Genomic DNA, 22,482 nt, shown 5'->3' with positions numbered 1-22,482 from the left:
TGCGCCAGAAGCTGCCGCGCACCAGCTCGCAGGATATTGGTCAGTGGATCATCGATCTCGTCGGGCTGACGAAGCGGGACAATGTTGCTAGTCTCGTTCATGGCGTATCGCTCTCCTTGAGAGGTTCTGGCAGGCTCGACACCCGCCTCGATACGCCGCCTATCTCATTCCGTCATCACCCACTTTCCTGCATAGCTCTGACTGCGGCGAAGATCACGCCAAGCGCGATCACACAGATGGCGACGGCGGATATCAATGGAGGCCATTCATCGAGGACGGGAACGGCCAAGGCGGTCGAGGTGACGGGAACAAGCGCAATGATGGCGGAAGCCGCACGAGCCCCCAACGAGGCTACGGCGCGGTTGAAAGCATAGATGGCAACGACGCTCATCATGATGCCCTGATAGAGCGATTGAAACGCCAACTCGCCGGCAGGCGCCTTCGCGAGATTTGAGAGGCCGAGGGCAAAGTAGACGGGAAGATAGATCGCGGCCGACCAAAAGCAGATCAGCGCCGCCGCCTGGAGCGGCGTCAGCGATGTTCGCCGAAGGCGTAGCGTATAAAGTGCCCACAAAACGGCGGCTGCGACGAGCGCGATGGCTCCAACGGCATCGACCGGGCCGGTGCGATCCACATATCCATAAACGAGGGCAAGCAGGCCGCATACGATCAAGGCGTAACCGCCCAGACGCCGGACCGACGGCGTCTCTCCAATCAAGGCCCAGGCGATAAACCCGGCAAATACCGGCATCAACGTTGGCGTCACGGTCGATGTCAGCGTCGCGGTAGTGAGTTGGAGGCCAATGGCGACCAGAAGGATAAAGGGAGCGCCCCAAAGCACCGCAAGCAGAACGCCTTGCAGCCAAGCGCGCGCTGGCAGTCGCGCCGGCCCGAACAGCCACACCGGTGTGAGGATCAGTGCTCCTTCGCCAAAGCGTAGTGCAACGACGTCCCAAATGCGCATTTCGTGGCGCAAGCCGAGGCGGGTGACGACAAACCATCCTGAAAGGATGGCGACCGCAAGCCCCGCCCACACGACCCCACGTGCGATCCGGCGTTTATCCGCCAGTGCCGCTTCTCGCTCAAACAAGGAATGCGAACTCATCACTTTATTGTAGATCATGTGATCTAAAATCAATCAAGCGAAGATGCAATGCTGGTTTGAGCCGTCAGCTATTCCAAACGGAGATAAACGTTATTCAGAATGGCGCGCTACCATTGCGATTAACCCTCCCTACTATGCAGGTTCGTTGCACTTCACGGCGAAGCCAATTGCCCGACGAACGAGATGAGCCTCAGCCGGCCAGGCTGACCCGAGAAAATCTCGGGTATCGCGCCGTCGGAGGCTGATCTGCAATCATCGTTGGAAGCGACGATGCGGCTTGCGAAAGGCGACGTATGGATATTCGCCTACGGGTCGCTGATCTGGAATCCAATCTTCCCATTTGCCGAGCGACGCGTCGCGCGCGTTTTCGGCTATCGACGTTCCTTTTGCCTACGCTCGATCGTGGCGCGGCTCGGTTGAGAAGCCAGGCTTGATGCTTGCTCTGGACAGCGGTGGAACGGCCGCGGGAATGGCTTTCCGGTTGCCGTCCGGAGCGGTCGCCGAGGAGATATCCCTGCTATGGCCACGCGAGATGGCGGTCGGATCGTATGCCGCGAGGTGGCTTCGCGCCAAATGCGTCGAAGGCGACATTCGGGTGCTTGCTTTTGTCGCAAACAAGCGCGCCGCCAACTATGTGACCGGCCTGTCGGAGGCGGAGAGCGCCCGCATGATCGTCAATGCGTCAGGATTTCTAGGCACCAACCTGGAGTATCTCCTGCGAACGAGCGCCAGCCTCTCCGAGCACGGCATAAAAGACGCTCTTGTGGAACGCCTCGTTCGCTTGTGCGGTGATCCAGCGGCTTGCGCCGGGCCCAGTACGCCATTTCTTCCAATCCCGCTATGAGGTCCTAACAGCATGCAACTCACGATGCACGGCATTGCCGTTGTCCCGCTCCTGCGCGGCTTAGGCTCTCTGGAGCGCTATGTCGACGCGGCCGAAATCTTTGCCAAGGCCCGGAAAATCGACGCCGCGGTTTTGATGCAGGCACGCTTATTTCCGGACATGCTGTCCTTCGCGGGACAAATTCAGCGCGCCAGCGACACCTGCAAGGGCGGCATGGGACGGCTGACGGGAATGGAAATACCAAGCTGGCCCGATACCGAGGCGAATTTTGACGAACTTCGGTCCCGCATTTCGAAAACGGTCGACTTTCTGAAGTCCGTGCCGGAAGAGCGCTTTGACGACAGTGCAGGGCGGACGATCGAGTTGAAGTTTCGAACAGCCTCAGGCGTGCTGGACGGCGTAAGCTATGTCGCGACCTTCATGCTTCCCAACTTCTTTTCCACGTCGCGACCGCGCACGACATTCTGCGCCATTGCGGCGTCGAGGTCGGAAAGCGTGACTATCTGGGCCCACTTGAGTCCTCCTGACGTCTTTAGGCCGGGGGCGCTGCCGGCACGCGGTATAGCTGTCCGGTTCGGTCAAAGTCCTCGACCGTCCACGGATCGCCGACACCGCCGATCATCCACCGGAGGATTGCCCATAGGTCCCGATCCAATGTTTCTTCGGCAATCGGCTCGAGTGCATCCACGACGGCATGGACCTCGAGGCCGGAGGGGAAAGCTTCGCCGCTGCGTCCAAGAAATATCAGGGCGTAGGTAAGCCCGGAAGGAGCGCGAAGAAAGCCCGGCTCCGTCAAGCCCTTTTGATCCAGATCGAATGACCGGATGAAGAACTCGCGAAATTCCGGATAGTGTCCGACGCGATCTTCGGCCAACCCAAATGAGAGGCGTTTTCCGCGCAAATCCGGTTTCTCGACAATGCTGACGTCAACCCTTGCGATTTTCCTTTGTGTCGAGACGATCAAGAAAGTGGCGGATCAATTCTGCAATTTCAGGACCAGAGTCTTCCTGGAGGAAGTGACGCCCTGTTACCAGGAGAGGCCCCTCCGCGTGCGGCAGAATCTGCTTGAACCGCTTGGAAAATGTGGCTGCGTCGAAGACCTCGTCCTCGCGGCCCCAGATAATCAGGGTTGGCAGCTTCGATTGCGATAACTCCCGCTCGAGCCACTGAAAGCGCTCCAACGCCCGCGCGTTCTCATCCAGCGGGATCCATCGGGGCCAGACCCAGGTTAGAAGGCGCGACATCGCATCGGGCAGGGCCGCTTCATACGCGGCCTGCGCCGTATGCGCGAATTTCTGGCGATCTACCACGGAAAGATAGACGCCGCGTCCCGCCAGTGCGCGATGCTTGCCCAAGAGGTAAGGGCCTACAAGAGGGGCATGCATCATGCGCCATGGAAAAATAAGCGTGTGGAATTCGGCGGGCGGAAGCGGCCAGGCCCATGTGCTCATGATGGTCAGGGCTCGAATGCGGTCTTGATTGCTCATCGCGAACGACAGTCTGGTCGGACCACCCCAATCGTGGCATACGAGCGTGATCCCGGTAAGGTCGAGCTGCCGCATGAGCGCGGTGAGATTGGCAGCATGCCCGTCAAGCGAATGCGCGTGTTCCCTGGTCGGCTTCTCTGACAGCCCGAAGCCGATCATGTCGGGAACGATCACACGCCGCCCCGAGCTGACCAATGGTCCGATCATGTCGCGATAGAGAAAGCCCCATGTCGGATTGCCATGTAAAAGGACAACGGGATCCCCTTGCCCTTCGTCCACATAATGCATCCGCCAGCCATTTACGGTCGCAAAGCGCGGGGTATACGGCCATTGCGCGCGAACCGCGTCTGGCAGCAGATTTCCAGCGGAGGTGGTCACAAGATGCTCCTTTGAGCGGGCGCGGGAGGCCGTTTTGATCTTTGAGAGCTCATATTATAGAGCGGTCGCTCCAAATTAGCTAGCAGGCCCGCTTAAATTGCCGAGGCTGGTCGGCCGCTGTCATTGTCAACGTCAGCCACCCGATGCTAAGAGAAGATGCTCACCGGATCGCCGTAGCGAGGAGAATAGACGGTAGATGGCAAGGCCGCGGGAATTCGATGAAGCCGCCGTTCTCGATGCAGCGATCGACCGTTTTTGGTTGCGCGGCTATGAGGCGACGTCTGTCCGCGACCTGGCCGACGAAATGCAGATCGCCGGCGCAAGCCTTTACAACGCCTTCGGAGACAAGCGCGGCTTGTATGCCAAAGCGCTGAACCGATACCTGGATCAGACGTTTCGAGAACGCATCCGTCGCATTGAACCGACCATGCCGCCGCGGGAGGCGATTGAGGCTTTTCTGAAGGAAATCATCAAGCGATCGCTCAGCGACAAGCAACGTCGCGGATGCATGTTGGTAAATTCGGCGATCGAAAGCGCCCCCTTCGATCCGGGATTCCTTAGTATCGTTGCCGTCTTTTTGGACGAGGTCGAGGCCTTCTTCCTGCGCTGCGTAACCAGGGGCCAAAAAGACGGTGTCGTAACACGTGCGCATTCCGCGTCGGATCTGGCGAAGTCCTTGCTTGGAATCCTTCTCGGCATCCGCGTGCTCGCCCGCGTGCGCCCCGAGCGTGCCCTTCTGGAGGGCTTGCTGCGCCCCGTCCTGGGTTTGCTCGATGACACGACCAGCCCGCGATAGTTCTCCATCGCGGCAACCAGCGATTTCAGGTCTGAACGCTTTATCGGTGCGCTAGACCCAAATAGGCCCGCGGCTTCGTCCAATGCCTGCTTGCAGTCCCCGGCGGCGGCCACGGATTGCGCAGCCCGGCTATTCACCTTTATTATAGCAAGTGATCTAGAATCGGACGCGATCGGTTCTCGTCCGGCCGAAAAGCTTGGGCGAGAGAAGCAGAGCGCGTTGCGCCATCGTGTGGGAAGGCCGGCTGCGAGGGACGCCCTCTCGTAGAGAGGTTGAATGAACGCAGCGTCCCAGGATGCCGAATGGACAAAGCTGATGCGGTCGGCGTTGGCGGGCGATGCCGAGGCTTATCGCCAACTCCTCCTATCGGTGACGCCCTATATCCGCGCCGTGGCACGAAAGCGGAACGCCAGCATGGCCGCCGCCGACGAGGAAGCGGAGGACGTGGTGCAGGAGGTATTGCTGGCGATTCATCTCAAGCGCGGTACATGGGATCAGTCGCGCCCGGTCGGGCCCTGGATCCATGCCATCATCCGGAACAAAGTGATTGACGCGTTCCGGCGCCGCGGGCGACGCATGAACGTGCCGATCGAAGAAGTAACCAACGTCCTCGCGGCCGAGGAGCCGAAGAACGACATCTCGACCGGCGCGATCGAAGGGTTGCTCGGACAGCTCAAACGCTCGCAACGCGAGATCGTCCAGTCCATCTCGATCAACGGGCACAGCATCCGTGACACGGCCGCTCGTTTACGTATGTCCGAAGGAGCGGTTCGGGTGAGCCTGCATCGTGCTTTAAGAGCGCTCGCAGCGCTCTATCGTACGAGCGCTTACGAGGATTGATCAGCGATCATATCCTCCGAACGCCGCGTCACGCGTGCCTTTCGCTGGAAGGCGCATTCCAAGAATTGGAATGTCACGCTAGCGAGTTCTCTACGAGGCGCAACGCGAGGCATTGCTTACGCGGCCTCACTCGCGACACGCGCCGCCGCGGTCCGATGGAGCATGTCGTCGATGGACCATTGGTCATAGGCATGCTTGCCGTAGTGGACGGCTTCGATCGTTCCATCGGGTGCGATCAGGAAGTCCGCCGGAAGTCCAAGGAGACCTCCGTTCGGCATTCCTCCGAGCGAAGGCTTATCCTTGGCCAGGTTTCCCTTTATCGAGGCCAGCCAAGCTCCCGGATTCAAGATCGCCCACATCGAAGTCTCAACGCCTTAGCGGCGATAGAGCTTCTTTTCGGGGTCGCCTACCACGTCGAACGGAAAGCGCCCCTGATACGGTATCAATTCACTGGGAGCCGAGTGAAACACGACGACTTCCCGTATCCCCGCTTTCGCGATCTCCGCGTGGCGGCGGACAAACTCCTGCAAATGGAGATTACAAACCGGGCACCCCGCAAATCTCCTCAATTGCAGATGCACCCATTTTTCGCCGAAGTCCGGTACCGGCACTTTCGAACCATGAATGTTCTTTAGCCCGATGGGTTGAAACCTCTGCCCGGCGGTCAATTTGGTCGTCATATTCTACTCTCTTGAGCGATTAGTGTTAGGAGCGTCCTCTCAAGCGGCCGACTCTTTCGGCATCTTGATGGCCTCAATCTCGGGGATAACGACGGGGTAATTGTCCTTCAGATAGTCTCGGATCGAAGTCGACTTGCGGCCGAGCAAGCGCTCGAGGTCACCTGATTGATCGAATTCACCGCAGTTTACTCCGCGAACCCAGCCAACGGCGAAGCCGGCAACGGGTGCCGGCAGTCGTTTCGCCACCTAGTTGTCGATGTATTGCTGCTCGCTGATCGTGACGTAGGGGACTTTCTTCCCGTGAATTTCGGAAAGCGCGCTTGCAATGTCCTCGGAGGACGCAAGTTCGCTGAAGCCGAGGGTGTAGGTCTTGTTTTCGTGGCCTTCTGCCGAGAGGATGACCGCCTGTGCTTCCGCAAGGTCGTCGCGCGTGGCTGGAGCCGCCTTACCGCTGCCCGCCGGGACCCTCACGCCAGCCTCATAGGCCTTTTCGCCGATGAAGAATTGAAGGACCTCCATGAAAGGTGGATGGCGTACAAGAGTATAGGTCAGGCCGGATGCCTTCAGGGTCTGCTCACCGAAGATATCGGTCTCCGTACCCTCGGGCAGAACGAAATCGGACCCCTCCTTGCGCACGATCGACGTATAGGCGACGTGCTTGACGCCAGCCTGTCGCGCGGCGGTGATGACATTGTAATGTTGCGTGTTGCGATCGGTGAAGCCATGCGTTGCAATGAGCATCACTTTGTCGACGCCCTCAAAGGCCTTCAGCAGCGAATCGTATTCGAAATAATCGCCCTTGCGAATGTCGATGCCCTTGCCGGCGAGATCCTGGGCCTTGGCCGGATCGCGCGCAAGGCCGGCGAGTTGGGTCGCGGGCAAGCGCTTGAGCAGATGGTCTAGCGTTTTACGTCCGAGATGGCCGCTGGCGCCTGTCACAAGAATTTTTCCCATGGTCGTGTCCTTTGTAGCGTTGCTGAATTAAGGGCGTGCGATGCCGCGAATTTCGGCGACAAAGGCCGCAATGGCCTCGCCGACTTCCTTCGGGCTTGTCTCCTGAAGGAAGTGGCCGCCCTTGACGGTCAGTTGCTTCTGGTTCGGCCAGGCGCTCGAAAACGCATGTAGGCGCCCGGTGCCGATGTAGCCGGGGTCGGCTCGTATGTAGAGCTTGGGTGTGCCGTTCTGCGCGAGCCAACGAGCCTAATCATCGACGATCTTGGCCGTGTGTGGCGGCTGCCCGTCGACGGGAAATTCAAACGACATCATCGCGCGGCGATCTTCACCGGGCACCAGGAAAGGCTTCGTGTAATAGGCGCGTTCCGTTTCGGTAAAGGCCCGTTGCGAGAGAAGAAAGCCGTTCAGGAAATCAAGGTTCTGCAACGACGCTTCGCGACCTTCAGGCGAGAACGCTTTGCCAAGAGCGGCGCGAACCTCCTCGGGGAAGTCCGTGACCCGCAGCGGCCAATGGGCGCACGAAAGCTGCCCTCAGCATGTATTGTATATCAGTTGCACCAAAATAGCTACTCCGAACGATGCAATGGTTAGGAACGCGTGGGCTATTCCGGACGACCGCCAAACCCCGGAGTTCCTTGGGAGCCAAGACGAGGTAAATCCTTGATCGCCTGTGCGGCAGTCCACCGAGGGCTGCAGCCTTAAGCTGCCGTTAAGTTTCGCCGTCGAGGGAGGCCTCAACAGGAGCCTTTCTCATGCGTATCCTACTTGTAGGAGACGGCCCTTCGTCGCGCGCGGGCCTCAAGTCCGGACTGAGCCGTTTAGGATTTGTTGTCGATGAGGTGCAGATCGATCTCGATCCAAGGACGCACCCGGTCACGTTAAATTGTGACGCGATTGTCCTGGATCTCGTGCGCCTCGATACGTCAGGTTCCGAATTTCTTGCCGATTGCAAGGCGAGCGGTGATCGAGTCCCCATCCTCCTGTTGACCGCAGTCGATGGCGCCGAAGAACGGGTCCGCTGGTTCGAGGCCGGGGTGGACGCATGCCTGGTCAAGCCGTTCGATCTCGAAGAAATGGCGGCGCGGCTGCGCGCACTCATTCGCCGGCGGCGGCATGAGCCGCCTGCAGGCCTTCCCCCAAGAACATGGAATGACATGAATAATCGAGCCACCGACGAGCCCAGCTTTAACCTGCGAACGATTGTGCCGCGCACAACCTTTGCGATCGCGGCATTCGCTGCGCTGACGTTTCTAGGTGCAACCGCCCATTCGCAGCAGCTATCGCTGCCTTTGAGCTCCGAGCAGCGACAAGCCATCGGCGAAGTCGTCAAAGAATATCTGCTTCAAAACCCGGAAGTCCTCCGGGACGCCAGCATGGAGCTGGAGCGGCGATCCGAACAGCTTCAGAAGGCCGATCAGGCCAAGGTACTGGTGCAGTACCGGGAGCAGCTGCTGTCCTCCCGAGGAAGCACGATCATCGGAAATCCAAACGGCAAAGTGAATCTGGTCGCCTTTTTCGATTATAATTGCCCGTTCTGCCGGAATTCGGTCGGTGACATTCAAAAGCTGGTCGACAACAATCCTGAACTGCGCGTCGTCCTCCGTGAATTTCCCATCCTGGGAAAAGATTCGACCGACACGAGCCGGTTGGCTCTCGCGATGGCTCGCCAGACCAGCGACTTTGCCTTGCGATGGCGCTACTACGCATCCTTAATGAAAGCCAAAGGATCAATGACCGGCGACCTTGCTCTCTCTGCTGCAACAGGCATGGGGATCGATGCTGCAAAGCTCAAGCGCGACCTAAGGGATCCTGACATCGACGCCATCTTGCGCGAGAACTTCGTGACAGCTGAAGCTCTCGGGGTGAACGGAACGCCGGCTTTCGTGATCGGCGACCAGGTCATCGTCGGCGCCGTGGGTGCAGGCCGAATGCAGGCTGCACTTTCGGCTGCAAGCAGCAGTAGTTCAAATTTGAGGCAATAGCGTATCAGGCTCTCAAAGCCTCTGTGCCATGGATGCTCTCAAGACGCCGAGGAGAGCATCATGGTCACCAAGACCGCCAATATCCTGAGCACGAGCATCGCATTTCTGTTCTTGACTGGTACCGCTCACGCCGAAGATGCGAGCCGCCGTGCCGCGATCGGTTCGGTGGTTTCCCCGCCCATGGGATGGACGCAATTCTGCACCGATAATCCAGCCGATTGCGTGTCAAAGGCAACGTCGGCGCGGGACATCGTCATGACCCCCAAGGTCTGGGCAGACCTCGGGCGCGTCAACAAATACGTCAACGACACGGTGAAGCCGATCACCGATAGCGACCATTGGGGCACCATCGAGAAGTGGTCCTATCCGTCAGACGGACATGGCGACTGCGAGGACTATGTCCTTCAAAAGCGCAAAATGTTGATCGATGCGGGGTGGCCGCAAGAAACACTGCTCGTTACCGTCGTCCGCGACAGGAACGACGAAGGACACGCCGTCTTGACGGTGACGACGGACAAAGGCGAGTTCGTCCTGGATAACGAGATTACGACGGTCGTCCCCTGGAACGAAACCGGCTATCGCTACATCAAGCGGCAATCCCAAACGAACCTGAATCAGTGGGTGTCAATCGGCGCGCCGGTTTCCCCGGCCGCAACGGCGACGGCACGCTAGCGTGGCTGCCTGACAAGCGAGACGTGGCAGCTTGTAGCGCCGGCGAGAGACGACAAAGCCAAGTCGTCTTCCCGACTCTAGGTCGGCCATCCCCGCATAGCCATGTCGATCGCGCGGTGGAGCTCGTCTCGGGTGCTACCTCGGCGAGCCTGCAGCCCCAACCCCTGGAATACGACGGAGAAATAACGGGCGAGATCCGTGGTAGACGTGCCGGGAGGCAGTTCGCCATCTGCGACCGCGCGCTCAAGACGTCCGACAAGGGTTGCATCGAAACCGGCCGCCATCTTTTTCATGTGACGTTGCATCTTACTGGTCGCCGTGGCGCAGGACATCAGGGCCTGGTTCCAGAAGCAGCCGCCCGGGTTCGCGGGGCTCGCAAACGCTTCAGCAGCCTCTCTCAACAGACGATCCATGCCCGCGCGGGCGGAAACGTGTGAGAGGCATTCTGCAAAGACCGTCGCGTTCTGCTGCGCGTAGCGCTCCAGCGTGAGCTGAAACAAGTCTTCCTTGTTGCCGAACGTCGCGTAGAGGCTCGGGCGATTGATGCCCATCGCGTCGGTAAGATTCGTTAGCGAAGCACCGTCATAGCCTCTGGTCCAAAAGACGCGCATGGCGGTATCGAGCGCCTCTTCGTAATCGAAAGCCTTCGGACGACCACGGGCAACGTCGGTTGGCGGCTGTTTTGTACCTTTCAATACATTAGTCCTTGACAGTAATGGTCTCGCTCAACTAGTTGTATCGTTCGGTACAGAAATTATCAAGAGCAGAGCGGTCGCCTTGTCGGTGCGGCCGGCATGCTTAGGCATCCAAGAGAGATCTCAGGAACGACGATTTCGCGAAGCGATACGGCTCCTATGCTCTCGTGACCGGCGCCTCCGCCGGTCTCGGCGAAGCGTTTGCCAAACAGATCGCCCAACGCGGGATGAATCTCGTTCTCGTCGCGCGACGAAAAGAGAAGCTGGAAGCCCTGGCAACGTCACTCGTCAACGCCCACGGCATTGCAGTCAAGACCGTGGTCCTGGATCTCGGACGCGAGGGTGCCGCCGAGGAATTCGCAAGACAGACAAGCGAGATTGACATCGGGCTCGTTGTGATGACGCGGCTTCCCTGGTTCTGGGCCGTTTTGTTGAAAATGATTTCGAAACCGAGCGGGCGAGTTTTCGCTTGAACACGGTTGGGCCCTTCGAAATGTCCCATCTTTTTGGCAAGCGATTAAAGCAGCGGGGCCGAGGCGGAATTCTGTTCGTGTCGTCGCTGATCGGCTTTTCCGCATGCCCTTATCAGGCCAATTATGCGGCCGGAAAGAATTATATCACATCGTTGGGCATGGCTTTGCATATCGAGATGAAGGCCGCAGGGGTCGACGTGACCGTTGTCGCTCCCGGCGGAATGAAGACCGAAGGATTGCAGAATGCGGGCTATGATTTCTCGAGTGTCCCCAGATGGACCCCGAGGAAGTTGCTCGAATTGGCCTTGACGCTCTTGGCAGCAGAGATCTCATTGTGCCCGGAGCGGTAAATGCCTTTGCCGCGTTCATGATCAAATACATCCTTCCCCGATCTGCGAGCGTTCGGTTGTTCGGCAACCATATGGGAAAATTGATCGGCGCTCTGTAAACTCGCGCCTCGGGCCCGGCGGAACCAGAATTGTTGCGAACCGTCGCCTCTGCAGCCCCAAGGCGCCCTGTGTCCTTTCCTGGAGAAGATCTGAGAGGGGGCCGGCATGCTCGCCGGCTTTCCGGATAAATAACGCTTAGAATGTCCGTTCGCGATGGTGCCGTGTCCGGCTTGGCGCAAAGCGACTTTGGAACCGGGCCTTAAGCCTGCCTTAAGCTGGCGCCCGCAAACGCCTCCCACGTGCAGGGAGCGTGAGATGTCCGACAGAAGAATTCGTTTTGCCGCCACAACGGTAACGTCACCGCCAGCGATAGCTGACGTCAGGCCGGGACCGACGCCGGCGCGCGCCCGGGATGAGCGTCTCGACTTTTTCCGTGGAATCACGATGTTCATCATCTTCATCGCCCATATGCCAGGTAACAGCTGGAACGGCTTCATTCCGGCTCGTTTCGGGTTCTCATCGGGCGCCGAGCTATTCGTGTTCTGCTCGGGCCTCGCTAGCGCAATCGCGTTCGGCGGGACCTTTGCGCGGCACGGCATGTCCATCGGCACAGCCCGCATTATCCATCGCATCTGGCAGGTTTATTGGGCCGAGTTATGCCTCGTCCTCGCATTGATCACGCTTGCCGCAGCTTCCGACGCGATCTTTGGCCTCGACATCCTACGCGCCCAGTTTGGCCCGCTTTTGACGGAGCCGGGCCGGGCGCTTCTGGGGATCGTCACGCTGACCTGGCAACCCGATCTCCTCGATATCCTGCCAATGTATATCGCGATCCTGGCCATGGTGCCGGTCATGATCGGAGCGCGTCGCCTCCACCCACTCGCCCCGTTCGTGATCAGCTTGTCATTGTACGCGGCTGTCTGGTCAGCCGGCTTGAACCTTCCCGGTAATCCCTGGACGGGGAGCGGATGGTTTCTCAATCCCTTTGCGTGGCAGGCGCTCTTTTTTATCGGGTTCGCCATCCGAATGAAGTGGCTGCCCGTGCCGCGGCTTGCGGCGCCGAAGCTCATGCTAGCATGCGCGATCTTCGTCGCCGCTTCCGTCCCCTTGTCTTTTTGGGTCATCCTCGAACGGTGGCCCGAGTTGAATGGCGTGCGTGACCTCTTTTTCGGCCCCCAGGAGAAGACCGACCTTCATCCGCTCCGCATCGCACACTTCTTGGCTCTGGCCTATCTCGTGGTTAGTCTCATCGAACCTTGGAGGGCAAAGCTTGGTCAAGGAGCGGGCCGGGTGATCAGCCAGATCGGACAGCAATCCCTCGCCACGTTTCTTGCCAGCGTCGTGCTGGCGCGTTTCGGTGCGACGTTGGCCGAGCTTGCGGGAGGGTCCGAGATCGCCGTGGCCGCAATCAATATTGCTGCGTTCGCCGCACTTTATGCCGTGGCCCGAACAGTTCGATGGTTCATGCAATCGCCCTGGAAGGCGACAACGCAGGCGCCTGTCTCGCTGCAGCGGGCACTTGAGGTCCCGTTCCACGTCGACTGCCCCACGTGCATGCTTATGCGCAGCGCCAATTAAAACCGATGTTCTTCTCCTACTCTCTGCTGGATGACGCGCGATGTATAATGACCTATCTGGAAACGCTGTCTCGGTTACACGTGACGAAGTGCGGGAAGCATGGAATGAGACTGTTGAAGCGATTGTGTCTCATGATGCGTCGGCAGCCGAACGGATCGCGCGCGTTCTCGTTCTGGATCCGGAATTTGCGCTTGCGCATGCCGTGAACGGCTTGTTGCTTCTGTCTCTGGCGCGTGCCGATCTCGTTCCTGCTGCGGTCGTATGCATGGATGAAGCCTGGCGCGCGCAGTCGGAGCGCAGCATCAGCGCGCGCGAAAACCTGTACCTTCAGGCCCTCGAGCAGTGGATTCTCGACGCGCCGCGGAGATCGGCTGCAATCTTGGAGCAAATACTGACGGATTGTCCCTGCGATATGCTGGCCATCAAGCTGGCACACACGCTGCGGTTTGCGCTCGGCGACCAGGCGCAGATGCTCCTGGTGCTGAATAAGGTCGTTCCAGCCTTCGGCCGGCATCACCCCTACGCCGGATATGCGCAAGGCTGCCTGGCTTTTGCGCTCGAGGAGCGGCATCTTTACGCCGAGGCCGAGTGCGCCGGGCGGTTAGCCGTCGATCTCGCGCCACGAGACGTCTGGGGCCGGCACGCGGTCGCGCATGTGCTCGAAATGACCGGGCGTGCCGAAGAGGGCATGGCGTGGCTTGCGGATCGGCGGAATTGGGCGCACGCGAACAATTTCAGCCTCCACCTGACATGGCATCACGCCTTGTTCAACATGGAGGCCGGTCAGTTTGCCGAGGCAACGGCTCTATACGATGAAAGCATGGCGACTGACTGCTCCGACGATTACCGGGACATCGCAAGCTGCGCCTCCCTGCTTGCCCGCCTGGAGTATGAGGGAATTGACGTCGGAAGTCGCTGGGAGGACATCGCCAATCGCGCTGAACGCCGGGCGAATGACGGCCGTCTCGTGTTTGCTGACGTGCACTATGTGTTGGCGTTGCTCGGCGCCGGCAGGGTTAAGAGCGCCGACGAACTCGCGCGCCGCGTTGTAGACGACTCTTTTGCCAACTCAAGCGACGAACGGCGCGTCGCGGCCAGGTGCGGTGGCACAGTCGCGTGCGGGCTCCTTTCCTTCCAGAACGGAGATTATGTTGCAGCCGCGAAATGGCTCTCCGCTGCGCGGTCGACCATGAGCGACATCGGTGGCAGCAACGCCCAACGTGACTTGTTCGAGCAGGTGTACATCGAGAGCCTGATTCGCAGTGGCGACGACGAACAGGCCGCAACCCTGCTTTCGCATCGGCTAGCGGCACGTATGGGAAAAAACCGGTTTGCCCTCACACGGTTGAACCAGCTTCAGCAAAGCTCGGTTCGACTGGGCGCTCTCTCGACGCTCACCGCGGCATCGACCAAATCAACGCTCCACTGAGGCTGAACACGCGGAAAGCGCCAGTAAAGCATCAAAACGACGCTGTGAGGACGCTGAACGACGTCCCCGCCTTAAGGATGCCTTAAGGTCGCAGGCCCAGGTCCTGCGACCTTCGACGGGTAATTTGCGGTTGAACCAGGGGAATTCGATGATTGGCGATCCAAACAGCGAACGAGACATCCTGGGAACGTTTCTTATTGGCGCGGCTGTTGCAACCGGCAATCCGGCGATTAGCCAGTTTGGTATCGCGGGAATTTTGCTGCCTCTCATCCTTCTTGTCGCGGTTTTGTCGTCCAAATCCCGCACGCTGCCCTTGACCGTCGGAATCCGTTGGATCGGAGCCGCCTACGTCGCCTTCATTTTCCTCTGGTATGAACAGTATAAGCTTTTCGGGGATGAAGGCAGTGTGCAGCTCTTCGTAACACTGACCGACTGGCTTGGCTTTCCGGTCCACGAGGCCGTCATGCGCATCGGCGTCGGTCTCTGCGAGATTTTGGCATCGGTGCTCATCCTGACGCCCGCGCTTCAGGGATTGGGCGCAGTCGGGGCGTTGCTGCTCATGACCGGGGCGATCTTTTTCCACCTCGTGACGCCGCTGGGAGTTGATCCCTACGGCGATGGCGGCGTCCTGTTCAAGCAAGCGTGCTCGGTCTGGACCTGCGCAGTAATCATCGTTTGGTGGCAATGGCAGCAGATCACCGCCTTGGCGCGCTCAATCGGAATCCCGCTTCCGGCTTGACCGAGACCGAATGTCACAGGGTTGCAAAGTGATGGCATGACCCACGCTGCGGCCGATCCAATGGACGTCGCGCCCCTGAGTTCCGGGCTAACAAGCATGCGAACATGCCGCCTTGTCTCGCATCCAATGAACCGGCGATTATTGTTCGCTCGCGTGAAAGGCGCCTATGTTGCGCGCCGGTCAGGGAGAACGCGGCCCCGTATCTTTGCGCTCCTGATGCTCCTCCTCGCATCACTTCCATGGAGGGCGAGCTTCGGATGTGGCCCAACGTCCGATTGCCTCATACCTGAAGGCAGCTACCGAATTCGGCTCCCAAGCAACCCGCCTGCCGGCCGGCCGCTTGGAGCTGTCGTCTACTTTCATGGATGGCAGCAGAGCGCCGAAGACGTCATGGCCGATGCGTCCTTGGCGGCCACCACGGAGCGCCTCAGAATAGTGCTCGTTGCACTCAACGGTGAAGAGAAAACCTGGTCGTTTCCCTCGTCCCCAACGCATCACCGCGACGATTTTGCCTACGCGAATGCGGTTGTCGACGACATCGTGAGGCGCTTTCCCATCGACCGCCAGCGCCTGCTGGGCGTCGGCTTTTCGCAAGGCGCGTCCATGATTTGGTATTTGGCTTGCCGAGACCCTCGCATGTTTGCGGCGTTCGCGCCGATGTCCGGTGCCTTCTGGCAGCCTGCACCGGATCGATGCGCGGCGCCTCTTCCGGTGCTTTTCCATCTGCATGGATTAGCTGACACGACGGTACCGCTCGGGGGAAGGGAAGTTGCGCCAGGCATCCGGCAAGACAGCGTCTGTGATAGCTTTGCGATCTTAGGGGGTCCCCGGATCCTCCACGCTTCAGAGCCGGTGCGCCTGAAAGGAAGCGAAGACCTTCATTTGACGTGCGAGCGGTCGGCTCGGCAAGCCGACGGCGGACTTCTGGAGCTCTGCCTTCACGCCGGTGGCCATTTCGCCGTCGCCGGATGGGTCGAGCATGCCTGGCGCGCAATAGCGCATTAGGCGGACTTCCAGCTGATACACGGTCTCGATCGCGGGGCATGTTTTCCGGCGACCGGGATGGTTTCAGCCCTCTGACGTTGGCGATCGACGGGCCGGCGCTTAAGGCTGCCTCAAGCCAGGACATCGATAGACGGCCTCATGAAACTGGAGTGCGATCCGATGTCCTATGGAAAGGCCTTCGCGTTGGTCTTGGCAGCGTCGCCCATCGCGATGGGCGCGGGCGCCGCGTTCCTGCCGCGCCAGCCGGACGAGGCTTTCGTGATGAGCGTCCAGCGGGACGAGGAAGAAGTCGGACTCGAACTGACTTGGACGATTGCACCCGGCTACTACCTGTATCGCGACAAGATCAGCGCGACGCTTGACGGGCGCATGGTCAGGCTGGCGACGCCGAAAGGACAATTCGAAGGCTTCGGGCCATATCGCGTCTCGGGTATGCGCGAGGTGTATCGAAGCATCGCCATGGCCGACACGGTGGGTGAACAACTGCCACAGAGGGGCTGTTGATTGTCACGTACAAAGGCTGCGGCCAGGACACGTTCTGCTATCCGCCTATTCGTAAAGCAATCGACCTATCATCATTGTCGATCAGCGCGCGGCCAAGCGAAAGCTACGTCGACGCCACCAATTCCCTGGTTGATTCTCCGCGCCGCTCGCAGGAATAGAAAGACGCTGCAGGCGCTGTTCTTCTGCTTTGGAAATGCCAATCGAGCCGATGCGCTGCCTCCGCGTCCCTAAACCGCGGAGGCAGCGATGCCCCGCTCCCTTCGCTGGTTTAGTCGGCTCGACCGCCATGGTGGGCGCGTCGTCTCACTCTGCGCGCCAGCCACCGGTCAACTGAGAGCGGTCCGCTTCCGCCCACTACAAGCGCGATCAAGCAAGCAAGGTAAAGCAGGTCCGTCTCATAGCCGGGCTGGCCAAAACGCGCGCCCGTCGCGTCGATAGCCTGCAACTTGATGGAAGAAAAGCCGTATTGAAGATGCACGGTGAAGATTGCGACCAGCAGCACGATGACCATCGGAATGCTCACCAAAGGCACGAGCGCGCCGATCGCAACACACGCGCCTCCAATGATCTCCGTCCAGATCGTAAGCAACGCAAGTGTCTTGGCCGCCGGCAAGCCCATCGCGTGCAGGATCCCCGTGAAATTATCAGGGCCTCGCAAGAGCTTGGCAAAACCGTGTTCCGCGAAACCGTATCCGACGATAAGGCGAAGGGGGACCGGAGCCCAACGCGCAACGGACAGCGAGATGAACGCTTGTCCTTTTGCGATCAACTCGAGAATGCTGTGATTGGCGTTGGTCTTGAGATACGGGAGTTTTAGTCTGGTCATGCATAGCTCACTTTGTGATGAAGGTTGACCGCCGACTCGTCTCTCAGCGTTTCTCGGAGAGAGTCTGCGCGATCAACGCGAAGCTATTCAAGCCAGACGTCGAGAGTGTGATTCGAGGGCCGTTCGTGTTTCAAAACGCGGTGAGTCAGTTCAGCCCAATCGATTGCCGTCCAGAGGAAGCAGGAAGATCTCTAGGTCGAAGCGATCATTTTTTAACAGCGCACCGCCGACATAGGATCGTCCATGGCACGGTGTGAGGGAACAATGCCGTCCTTGGGGGCAAAGCGCCAAACGGGTTGCGCAGATCAAGCACGAACCACAATCGGGATTGCGGCGAGCCGCAACGCCTCGAAGCAGTAAACCACCTACCAGCGAAGGAAACGCAAGCCCGCTAAGTAGCCGGACAATACCAGAATGCTCGCCGCCAGCGGATACCAGGTGATGACGAACAGCGGGCTGTCGTCGAAGCAATTGGTGGCGTAGAACGTGGCCGCAATCGCGCTTGCGGCAAGGCCGGCAAGCGCGCCACAGACGCCGGCATTGGAAGGAGCGCCACGCCTCAAGGCCGCGATAAACAGTGCCAAGGGGCCGGCCCCAAGGGTCGGAATGATCGTCATGCAATTCATCGAATTGGACCCGATCGCTTTGATCAACCAGTCCGAGCTCGGCACGACGATCAGTTCTGCGACAACGCCGAAGATGAGTAAAATCGCCGGAAGAAGCAGAAGCCGCGCCTGCCACCTCGGGGAGGGTAAAGGCGCGGTATTGCGAAATACCGCGGCCGTCGCCAGCCCCGCCAGAGGAATGACGACGGCGAATTTGAACAGAAACCGCACGGTTCCCAGCGCCCATGCGATATCCTGTCGAAACCCGATAGCGGAAAAAAATATCACAGCGACAAGGGACGTGCCGAGGAGCAATGCAGCCGTCAGGAACCAGCCGGCGCGAGGCTCGATCATGCGATCGGCGGCAAGTCCCCTGATGAGCTCCTCGGTTGTCACGGCGAGGTTTTCCCTTGTTTAGCGGCGCAAATGCGCGCCGCTTCTTGCTCATTCGTCTGAACGCGAAGGCCTCACCTTCTTATTCGCAACGCGCCGAGCTTTGTTACAAAGTGCGGGGGCTTACCCCGCTCCCTGGTGACAGCTGCATGTTTCGAACGCGCGCATTCTCGATCCAGCGATCGAGAGACAGCCGGCCGGTGCCGCCGATGGCCAGGGTAGCCAGCCCGCCGAGGTACAAGACCAGAATTTCATAGCCGACGGGCCCAAACTTGGTGCCTGTTTCGGTCACTTGCGCCAGCTTCACCGAAAAGAATCCGTAGGGAAGATGGACGGTAAAAAGTGCCGTCAGCACCACCACAGCCAACGGGATGCTGGCGATCGGAATAAGGAAGCCGGTGAAGACCGACGCGCCGCCCAATATCTCAACGGCTGTTGTCGCCCACGCGGCGACCTCTGGCATGGGGACGCCAAGCGTATGCAGGACGACGGCGAACGTGTCCGGCCCTCGCGTCAATTTGGCGAAGCCGTGAGCCATGAAGCCGTAACCGACGATCAGCCGGAGAGGCAGCGGTGCCCACTCGCGAAGTGGTTCCATGAGTTGCGTAAGAATGCGCATGAGGACGGTCCTATGGAGGGTTGCGATGACCTCCAGAGGGACAGCGCACCTTAAGCGCAGCTGAAGAAAATCGACGTTTTCCGTTAATGAACGCGTTTGTGATGCCAACCGATCTTGCCCGGCCATCGGTTCGATTGACCCGTAACGCGTCCAACCGCCGCGATATCTTTCAAGCGATATGCGACCGCTACGGCAGGATCTTCGCCATCAGCCGGCCGGCTAAAGCACCACTACTTTCGTCCCGAGCGATACGCGAGAATAGAGATCGATAACGTCCTGGTTCATCATGCGGATGCAGCCCGAAGACACGGCCTTGCCGATGCTGTCCGGCTCGGTCGTGCCATGAATCCGGTATCGGGTGTCTTTTCCATCCTTGAAAAGATAGAGGGCCCGCGCGCCGAGCGGGTTTCCGGTGCCACCTTCCATGCCTTTGGCCCACTTTGCGTAGCGCTCAGGCTGGCGCGCGATCATCGCACTGGTTGGCGTCCAATGCGGCCATTCACGCTTTTCCTGCACACTGCCTGTACCGGAGAACGCGAGTCCCTCTCGCCCAACGCCGACCCCGTAACGCGTCGCCTGACCGTCCTTCTGGACGAGGTAGAGGAAGCGTTTATGGGGATCGACGACAATCGTGCCGGCCGGATAGGGTGAACGATAGGCGACCGTCTGCCGCAAGAACTGAGGATCGATACGCGATACGTCGACCTCATCAATCGGGAATTTTTCGGATCGAAGGTTTGCATACCGGACCGGCGCTCCCGATCCACTTGGCATGAACGATGCGGTTGCAACCGGACCTCCGGTCACGGAGCAGCCGGCCAGGAAAGTGGACAACGCGCCTGCGGACAGGACTGTTCGCATGCTTCGAAAATCGAAAACCCATTGCATAAACGTGATGCCTTCAACTGCGAGTGAAAAAGTTACTTTGACTGTGGAGTCTTTTGACGCGCGCGAGCGTCGGCCACGACCCGCACGAACCCCTGTTCATTCAAAGCCTGGTTGACCTTGAACGGGCCAACAAGGAAGCCGGGAGTGCCCTGCAAGCCGATCGCATCGGCGATGTTCAAGTTGCGCTTGACCAGGCGCGCGATGTCGTCCGCATGGGCGGTCATGTCGGCATCGAGCTGCGCGGCGTCGACCCCCGCATTGCGGGTGGCCTCGATCATCTTCTCCTGTTCGACGCCATAGCCATCGATGTTCATCAACGCATGGTGAACAGGCAGGTACTTGCCTTGATACTTCGCTCCTAAGGCGAGACGAGCGCCGATGATGGATGTCGGATGGAGGATCGGCCAGTCCTTGTAAACCAGACGAATATTGCCGTCGGCTTTGACGACTTTCTCGAGCGGTTTCGCTGCCCCTTTGCAATAAGGGCAATTGTAGTCGAAGAAGTCGACGATCGTCAGGTCACCATTGGGATTGCCGCCCGTCGGCGATTCCGGATCATTGAAGATCATGTTCCGTGTGATTTCGTTCTCATCAGCGAGAGCCGCCGACGGCAGCACGAGAATAGTCGCGGACAAGGCCGCAAGCCGCAGAAACTGCGCGCGCGAAATGTTGTCGGTCAAGGAATCGTCTCCTTTGTGTTTGTGTCAGGCTCGAACGGCTTTCGCCAGTTTGCTGAGAAATCCCGAAACGCTGACGTCGCCGACGATCCGCGCTTCCTGGATCTCACGTCCATCTGGGCTGATGAAAACGATTGTTGGCGGTCCGACCACGCTAAATCGCTTCATCAATTCCTTGCTGTCACCATCGAAATGCGTGAGGTCGGCTTTCACCAATAGAAAGCCGCGAAACGCGCGCCTGACGGCTTCCTGCGAGAAGACGTTGCGCTCCATGAGTTTGCATTCCGTGCACCACTCCGCCGAAAAGTCGACCATGATCGTCTTTCCCTGCTTTCGGGCGACTTCGATGGCGTGTTCGAGACCGGCTTCGTTCGTAATGGTTCGAAAATTGTTGGTGACGAGATGCAATCCATCGCTGGAACCGGTGGCATTTGCGGTCACAAGGCCGACGGCGGCGAGCGGCTGCAGCGGCTCATAGATCGAAGCTCCCGCGCCCGCGGCAAGAGCTACCCCATAGACGAGGCTGAGCATTCCGATCGCAACTGCCGCAGCGTGACCGCGTGTGCGGGGCTTGGCGAGCATCCAGAAGGAAACGAAGTAGCCCCCGATTGCAAGAAACAAGACACCCCACATCGCCGCCATCAGACGGATCGGCAGGACGCGTGACAACATCCAGACGGCGAGCGCCAGGAATACGAAGCCGAAGATGTGCTTGGTACGCATCAACCAGGCACCCGAACGAGGCAGGACCCTGGCGCCCAAGACACCGAACGCGACCAGCGGCAGGCCCATGCCAAGACCGAGCGCGAACAAGGCGAGCGAGCCATGCAATACCTCGCCGGTCTGTCCCACGTAAATCAGCGCGGCGGCGAGCGGCGGCGTGACGCACGGACCCACGATCAGGGCCGATCCAAAACCGAGCGCAGCAGCGCCGCCAACCGAGCCTTTATTGCCGGCGGATTGTGCCAACCTTGCCGTCCAGGACTGTGGTAGTTGAAGCTCGAACAGTCCAAACATGGACAACGCCAGCACCACAAACACGAGGCTCATCACCAGGATCGCGGTAGGCGTCTGCAATACGGCCTGAAGGTTTTCACCCGACCACGCCGCAAATATGCCAAGGGTGCCGTACGCCGCCGCCATCGCCAAGACATAGGCCGACGACAGCACGAAGCTTCGTCCGAGCGAGAGCTGGCCCTCCGTTCGCGCCAGCATGCCCGACATGATTGGGATCATCGGAAACACGCAAGGCGTCAACGACAGCAATATCCCGAAGCCGAGAAAGGCAAACATGGTCGAGATCAGCCCGCGGCCGCGGAGCGCCGCTGTTTCGTCCTCCGTCCCGTTCGCCGCATCCGCTGTCGTGACCATTTGGTCTTGGTCCAGGCTTTTGTCCGCGGGTGCGCCGGCTGACGGATTATCCTGGGCATCGCTGACCCGCAGGGTCGGAAGGTCAATCGCCTTCGAGATCGGCGGGTAGCAGATGACGTTCTCGGCGCACCCCTGATAGGTCACCGTCAGCGTGGTCTTGTTGTTCAAGGCCTCGGCCAAAACGGTGGCGGTGGTCGACCCGTGATAGACTTCGGTCGGGCCGAAATTGGGATCATCCTTGGACTCCCCGGGCACGGTTTGTATCGCAACAGGCTGGCCATCCACGGAAGCCTGGATCCGGTCACGGTAAAGATAGTGTCCGGGCAGGATCGACCAGTCGACCCGGACGCCTCCTTTGTCGGTAGCTTCAGCGTGGAACTGGAACGCCTGATCTGGCGGCATAATTCCCGCGGCTCCGGCGGGCAGCACCCCCGCGATAAAGCCGAGCAAAACTGTAACAAATCCGAGATTGCGGACGTATGGCATGGAGACCCTTCCGTGACGAACGGAGGATCCCGTGCCGCCGCTACCTTAAGCCAGCCTTAAGGTTCGC

Annotated in this window: 26 protein-coding genes and 2 pseudogenes; 14 read left to right on the top strand and 14 right to left on the bottom strand. The window is 59.5% G+C overall.

The genetic code is table 11. From position 1 onward, the window contains the following. Nucleotides 1-175: 175 nt before the first annotated feature. Nucleotides 176-1,123 (bottom strand): DMT family transporter, encoded by a 948-nt coding sequence (locus tag IVA80_RS10825; RefSeq protein ID WP_247428957.1) that lies wholly within the window; start codon nt 1,121-1,123, stop codon nt 176-178. A gap of 322 nt (nt 1,124-1,445) precedes the next feature. Here IVA80_RS10825 and IVA80_RS10820 point away from each other — a divergent pair, with 322 nt between their 5' ends. The 3 genes and pseudogenes from IVA80_RS10820 to IVA80_RS10810 form a co-directional block, all read left to right on the top strand. Continuing rightward, nucleotides 1,446-1,949: a gamma-glutamylcyclotransferase gene (locus IVA80_RS10820; protein WP_256467359.1), complete on the top strand. Its 504-nt coding sequence runs from the start codon at nt 1,446-1,448 to the stop codon at nt 1,947-1,949. 12 nt (nt 1,950-1,961) lie between these two features. Next, nucleotides 1,962-2,327 (top strand): annotated as a pseudogene (locus tag IVA80_RS10815) (DUF1993 domain-containing protein); the annotation flags it as partial. A 71-nt stretch (nt 2,328-2,398) separates the two neighbouring features. Further along, a pseudogene (locus tag IVA80_RS10810) lies at nt 2,399-2,476 on the top strand (DUF1993 family protein); the annotation flags it as partial. 5 nt (nt 2,477-2,481) lie between these two features. On the opposite strand, the gene IVA80_RS10805 reads toward IVA80_RS10810, so the two are convergent. Together IVA80_RS10805 and IVA80_RS10800 are read right to left on the bottom strand one after the other, a co-directional pair. Continuing rightward, nucleotides 2,482-2,913, bottom strand: coding sequence for a hypothetical protein (locus IVA80_RS10805; protein WP_247428975.1), 432 nt, complete (start codon nt 2,911-2,913; stop codon nt 2,482-2,484). After that, complete coding sequence (locus tag IVA80_RS10800; RefSeq protein WP_247428955.1) at nt 2,876-3,814, bottom strand: alpha/beta fold hydrolase; 939 nt, start codon at nt 3,812-3,814, stop codon at nt 2,876-2,878. The genes IVA80_RS10805 and IVA80_RS10800 overlap by 38 nt, the downstream gene beginning before the upstream one ends. A 196-nt stretch (nt 3,815-4,010) precedes the next feature. Between IVA80_RS10800 and IVA80_RS10795 the strand changes: the two genes are divergently transcribed. Both IVA80_RS10795 and IVA80_RS10790 read left to right on the top strand, forming a co-directional pair. Continuing rightward, the gene (locus IVA80_RS10795; protein ID WP_247428952.1) at nt 4,011-4,610 is read left to right on the top strand and encodes a TetR/AcrR family transcriptional regulator; all 600 of its coding nucleotides are present in this window, start codon (nt 4,011-4,013) and stop codon (nt 4,608-4,610) included. Between the two features lie 276 nt (nt 4,611-4,886). Continuing rightward, entirely contained in the window at nt 4,887-5,450 is a 564-nt protein-coding gene (locus tag IVA80_RS10790) for a sigma-70 family RNA polymerase sigma factor (RefSeq protein ID WP_247428949.1), read from the top strand. A 116-nt stretch (nt 5,451-5,566) separates the two neighbouring features. Here IVA80_RS10790 and IVA80_RS10785 read toward each other — a convergent pair whose 3' ends face one another. From IVA80_RS10785 to IVA80_RS10770, 4 genes are all read right to left on the bottom strand, one after another. Further along, on the bottom strand, nt 5,567-5,809 hold the full coding sequence (locus IVA80_RS10785; protein ID WP_247428947.1) for a hypothetical protein: 243 nt from the start codon (nt 5,807-5,809) through the stop codon (nt 5,567-5,569). A gap of 15 nt (nt 5,810-5,824) precedes the next feature. Beyond that, complete coding sequence (locus IVA80_RS10780) at nt 5,825-6,130, bottom strand: redoxin domain-containing protein (protein ID WP_247428945.1); 306 nt, start codon at nt 6,128-6,130, stop codon at nt 5,825-5,827. A 246-nt stretch (nt 6,131-6,376) separates the two neighbouring features. Further along, entirely contained in the window at nt 6,377-7,084 is a 708-nt protein-coding gene (locus IVA80_RS10775; RefSeq protein WP_247428943.1) for an NAD(P)H-binding protein, read from the bottom strand. 246 nt (nt 7,085-7,330) lie between these two features. Continuing rightward, complete coding sequence (locus IVA80_RS10770; protein WP_247428941.1) at nt 7,331-7,510, bottom strand: hypothetical protein; 180 nt, start codon at nt 7,508-7,510, stop codon at nt 7,331-7,333. 326 nt (nt 7,511-7,836) lie between these two features. On the opposite strand from IVA80_RS10770, the gene IVA80_RS10765 reads away from it, so the two are divergent. Together IVA80_RS10765 and IVA80_RS10760 are read left to right on the top strand one after the other, a co-directional pair. Beyond that, a complete protein-coding gene (locus IVA80_RS10765) occupies nt 7,837-9,066 on the top strand; it encodes a DsbA family protein (RefSeq protein ID WP_247428939.1) in 1,230 nt (409 codons plus the stop codon). Nucleotides 9,067-9,126: 60 nt separating this feature from the next. Further along, entirely contained in the window at nt 9,127-9,738 is a 612-nt protein-coding gene (locus tag IVA80_RS10760) for a transglutaminase-like cysteine peptidase (protein WP_247428937.1), read from the top strand. Between the two features lie 77 nt (nt 9,739-9,815). On the opposite strand, the gene IVA80_RS10755 is transcribed toward IVA80_RS10760, so the two are convergent. Next, nucleotides 9,816-10,433 (bottom strand): TetR/AcrR family transcriptional regulator, encoded by a 618-nt coding sequence (locus IVA80_RS10755; protein ID WP_247428935.1) that lies wholly within the window; start codon nt 10,431-10,433, stop codon nt 9,816-9,818. 167 nt (nt 10,434-10,600) lie between these two features. Here IVA80_RS10755 and IVA80_RS38200 point away from each other — a divergent pair, with 167 nt between their 5' ends. The 7 genes from IVA80_RS38200 (at nt 10,601) to IVA80_RS10725 (ending at nt 16,550) form a co-directional block, all read left to right on the top strand. Then, nucleotides 10,601-10,906: an SDR family NAD(P)-dependent oxidoreductase gene (locus IVA80_RS38200; protein ID WP_346347989.1), complete on the top strand. Its 306-nt coding sequence runs from the start codon at nt 10,601-10,603 to the stop codon at nt 10,904-10,906. Continuing rightward, on the top strand, nt 10,903-11,256 hold the full coding sequence (locus IVA80_RS38195; protein WP_253075730.1) for an SDR family NAD(P)-dependent oxidoreductase: 354 nt from the start codon (nt 10,903-10,905) through the stop codon (nt 11,254-11,256). Before IVA80_RS38200 ends, IVA80_RS38195 begins: the two co-directional genes overlap by 4 nt. Before the next feature lie 252 nt (nt 11,257-11,508). Further along, nucleotides 11,509-12,873: an OpgC domain-containing protein gene (locus IVA80_RS10745; RefSeq protein WP_346347988.1), complete on the top strand. Its 1,365-nt coding sequence runs from the start codon at nt 11,509-11,511 to the stop codon at nt 12,871-12,873. 40 nt (nt 12,874-12,913) lie between these two features. Continuing rightward, a complete protein-coding gene (locus IVA80_RS10740) occupies nt 12,914-14,302 on the top strand; it encodes a tetratricopeptide repeat protein (RefSeq protein ID WP_247428931.1) in 1,389 nt (462 codons plus the stop codon). Nucleotides 14,303-14,450: 148 nt separating this feature from the next. Then, entirely contained in the window at nt 14,451-15,041 is a 591-nt protein-coding gene (locus tag IVA80_RS10735) for a DoxX family protein (RefSeq protein WP_247428928.1), read from the top strand. Between the two features lie 36 nt (nt 15,042-15,077). Then, the gene (locus IVA80_RS10730; RefSeq protein WP_346347987.1) at nt 15,078-16,046 is read left to right on the top strand and encodes a PHB depolymerase family esterase; all 969 of its coding nucleotides are present in this window, start codon (nt 15,078-15,080) and stop codon (nt 16,044-16,046) included. Between the two features lie 159 nt (nt 16,047-16,205). Beyond that, nucleotides 16,206-16,550 (top strand): protein-disulfide reductase DsbD N-terminal domain-containing protein, encoded by a 345-nt coding sequence (locus tag IVA80_RS10725; protein ID WP_247428922.1) that lies wholly within the window; start codon nt 16,206-16,208, stop codon nt 16,548-16,550. A gap of 268 nt (nt 16,551-16,818) precedes the next feature. On the opposite strand, the gene IVA80_RS10720 is transcribed toward IVA80_RS10725, so the two are convergent. From IVA80_RS10720 to dsbD, 6 genes are all read right to left on the bottom strand, one after another. Continuing rightward, a complete protein-coding gene (locus tag IVA80_RS10720) occupies nt 16,819-17,376 on the bottom strand; it encodes a DoxX family protein (RefSeq protein ID WP_247428920.1) in 558 nt (185 codons plus the stop codon). A 365-nt stretch (nt 17,377-17,741) separates the two neighbouring features. Further along, nucleotides 17,742-18,377, bottom strand: coding sequence for an NrsF family protein (locus IVA80_RS10715; protein WP_247428918.1), 636 nt, complete (start codon nt 18,375-18,377; stop codon nt 17,742-17,744). A 103-nt stretch (nt 18,378-18,480) separates the two neighbouring features. After that, nucleotides 18,481-18,993: a DoxX family protein gene (locus IVA80_RS10710; RefSeq protein ID WP_247428916.1), complete on the bottom strand. Its 513-nt coding sequence runs from the start codon at nt 18,991-18,993 to the stop codon at nt 18,481-18,483. 219 nt (nt 18,994-19,212) lie between these two features. Next, the gene (locus IVA80_RS10705; protein ID WP_247428914.1) at nt 19,213-19,881 is read right to left on the bottom strand and encodes a L,D-transpeptidase; all 669 of its coding nucleotides are present in this window, start codon (nt 19,879-19,881) and stop codon (nt 19,213-19,215) included. Nucleotides 19,882-19,913: 32 nt separating this feature from the next. Continuing rightward, nucleotides 19,914-20,561: a DsbA family protein gene (locus tag IVA80_RS10700; RefSeq protein ID WP_247428912.1), complete on the bottom strand. Its 648-nt coding sequence runs from the start codon at nt 20,559-20,561 to the stop codon at nt 19,914-19,916. Between the two features lie 24 nt (nt 20,562-20,585). Continuing rightward, nucleotides 20,586-22,415 carry a protein-disulfide reductase DsbD gene (gene dsbD, locus IVA80_RS10695; protein ID WP_247428910.1) on the bottom strand — a complete coding sequence of 610 codons (1,830 nt, stop codon included), beginning with the start codon at nt 22,413-22,415 and terminating at the stop codon, nt 20,586-20,588. Nucleotides 22,416-22,482 lie beyond the last annotated feature (67 nt).

This window comes from Bradyrhizobium sp. 139 (assembly GCF_023074175.1).
Taxonomy (GTDB): domain Bacteria; phylum Pseudomonadota; class Alphaproteobacteria; order Rhizobiales; family Xanthobacteraceae; genus Bradyrhizobium.
Note: the sequence above shows the minus strand (reverse complement) of the source record. Positions and strands in the feature narration are given on the sequence as shown.

Coding starts and splice junctions, on each gene's coding strand:
- IVA80_RS10825 (WP_247428957.1), bottom strand. CDS start 1,123: ATGATCTACAATAAAGTGATGAGTTCGCATTCCTTGTTTGAGCGAGAA.
- IVA80_RS10795 (WP_247428952.1), top strand. CDS start 4,011: ATGGCAAGGCCGCGGGAATTCGATGAAGCCGCCGTTCTCGATGCAGCG.
- IVA80_RS10790 (WP_247428949.1), top strand. CDS start 4,887: ATGAACGCAGCGTCCCAGGATGCCGAATGGACAAAGCTGATGCGGTCG.
- IVA80_RS10785 (WP_247428947.1), bottom strand. CDS start 5,809: ATGTGGGCGATCTTGAATCCGGGAGCTTGGCTGGCCTCGATAAAGGGA.
- IVA80_RS10780 (WP_247428945.1), bottom strand. CDS start 6,130: ATGACGACCAAATTGACCGCCGGGCAGAGGTTTCAACCCATCGGGCTA.
- IVA80_RS10775 (WP_247428943.1), bottom strand. CDS start 7,084: ATGGGAAAAATTCTTGTGACAGGCGCCAGCGGCCATCTCGGACGTAAA.
- IVA80_RS10765 (WP_247428939.1), top strand. CDS start 7,837: ATGCGTATCCTACTTGTAGGAGACGGCCCTTCGTCGCGCGCGGGCCTC.
- IVA80_RS10760 (WP_247428937.1), top strand. CDS start 9,127: ATGGTCACCAAGACCGCCAATATCCTGAGCACGAGCATCGCATTTCTG.
- IVA80_RS10745 (WP_346347988.1), top strand. CDS start 11,509: ATGGTGCCGTGTCCGGCTTGGCGCAAAGCGACTTTGGAACCGGGCCTT.
- IVA80_RS10740 (WP_247428931.1), top strand. CDS start 12,914: ATGTATAATGACCTATCTGGAAACGCTGTCTCGGTTACACGTGACGAA.
- IVA80_RS10735 (WP_247428928.1), top strand. CDS start 14,451: ATGATTGGCGATCCAAACAGCGAACGAGACATCCTGGGAACGTTTCTT.
- IVA80_RS10730 (WP_346347987.1), top strand. CDS start 15,078: ATGACCCACGCTGCGGCCGATCCAATGGACGTCGCGCCCCTGAGTTCC.
- IVA80_RS10725 (WP_247428922.1), top strand. CDS start 16,206: ATGTCCTATGGAAAGGCCTTCGCGTTGGTCTTGGCAGCGTCGCCCATC.
- IVA80_RS10720 (WP_247428920.1), bottom strand. CDS start 17,376: ATGACCAGACTAAAACTCCCGTATCTCAAGACCAACGCCAATCACAGC.
- IVA80_RS10710 (WP_247428916.1), bottom strand. CDS start 18,993: ATGCGCATTCTTACGCAACTCATGGAACCACTTCGCGAGTGGGCACCG.
- IVA80_RS10705 (WP_247428914.1), bottom strand. CDS start 19,881: ATGCAATGGGTTTTCGATTTTCGAAGCATGCGAACAGTCCTGTCCGCA.
- dsbD (WP_247428910.1), bottom strand. CDS start 22,415: ATGCCATACGTCCGCAATCTCGGATTTGTTACAGTTTTGCTCGGCTTT.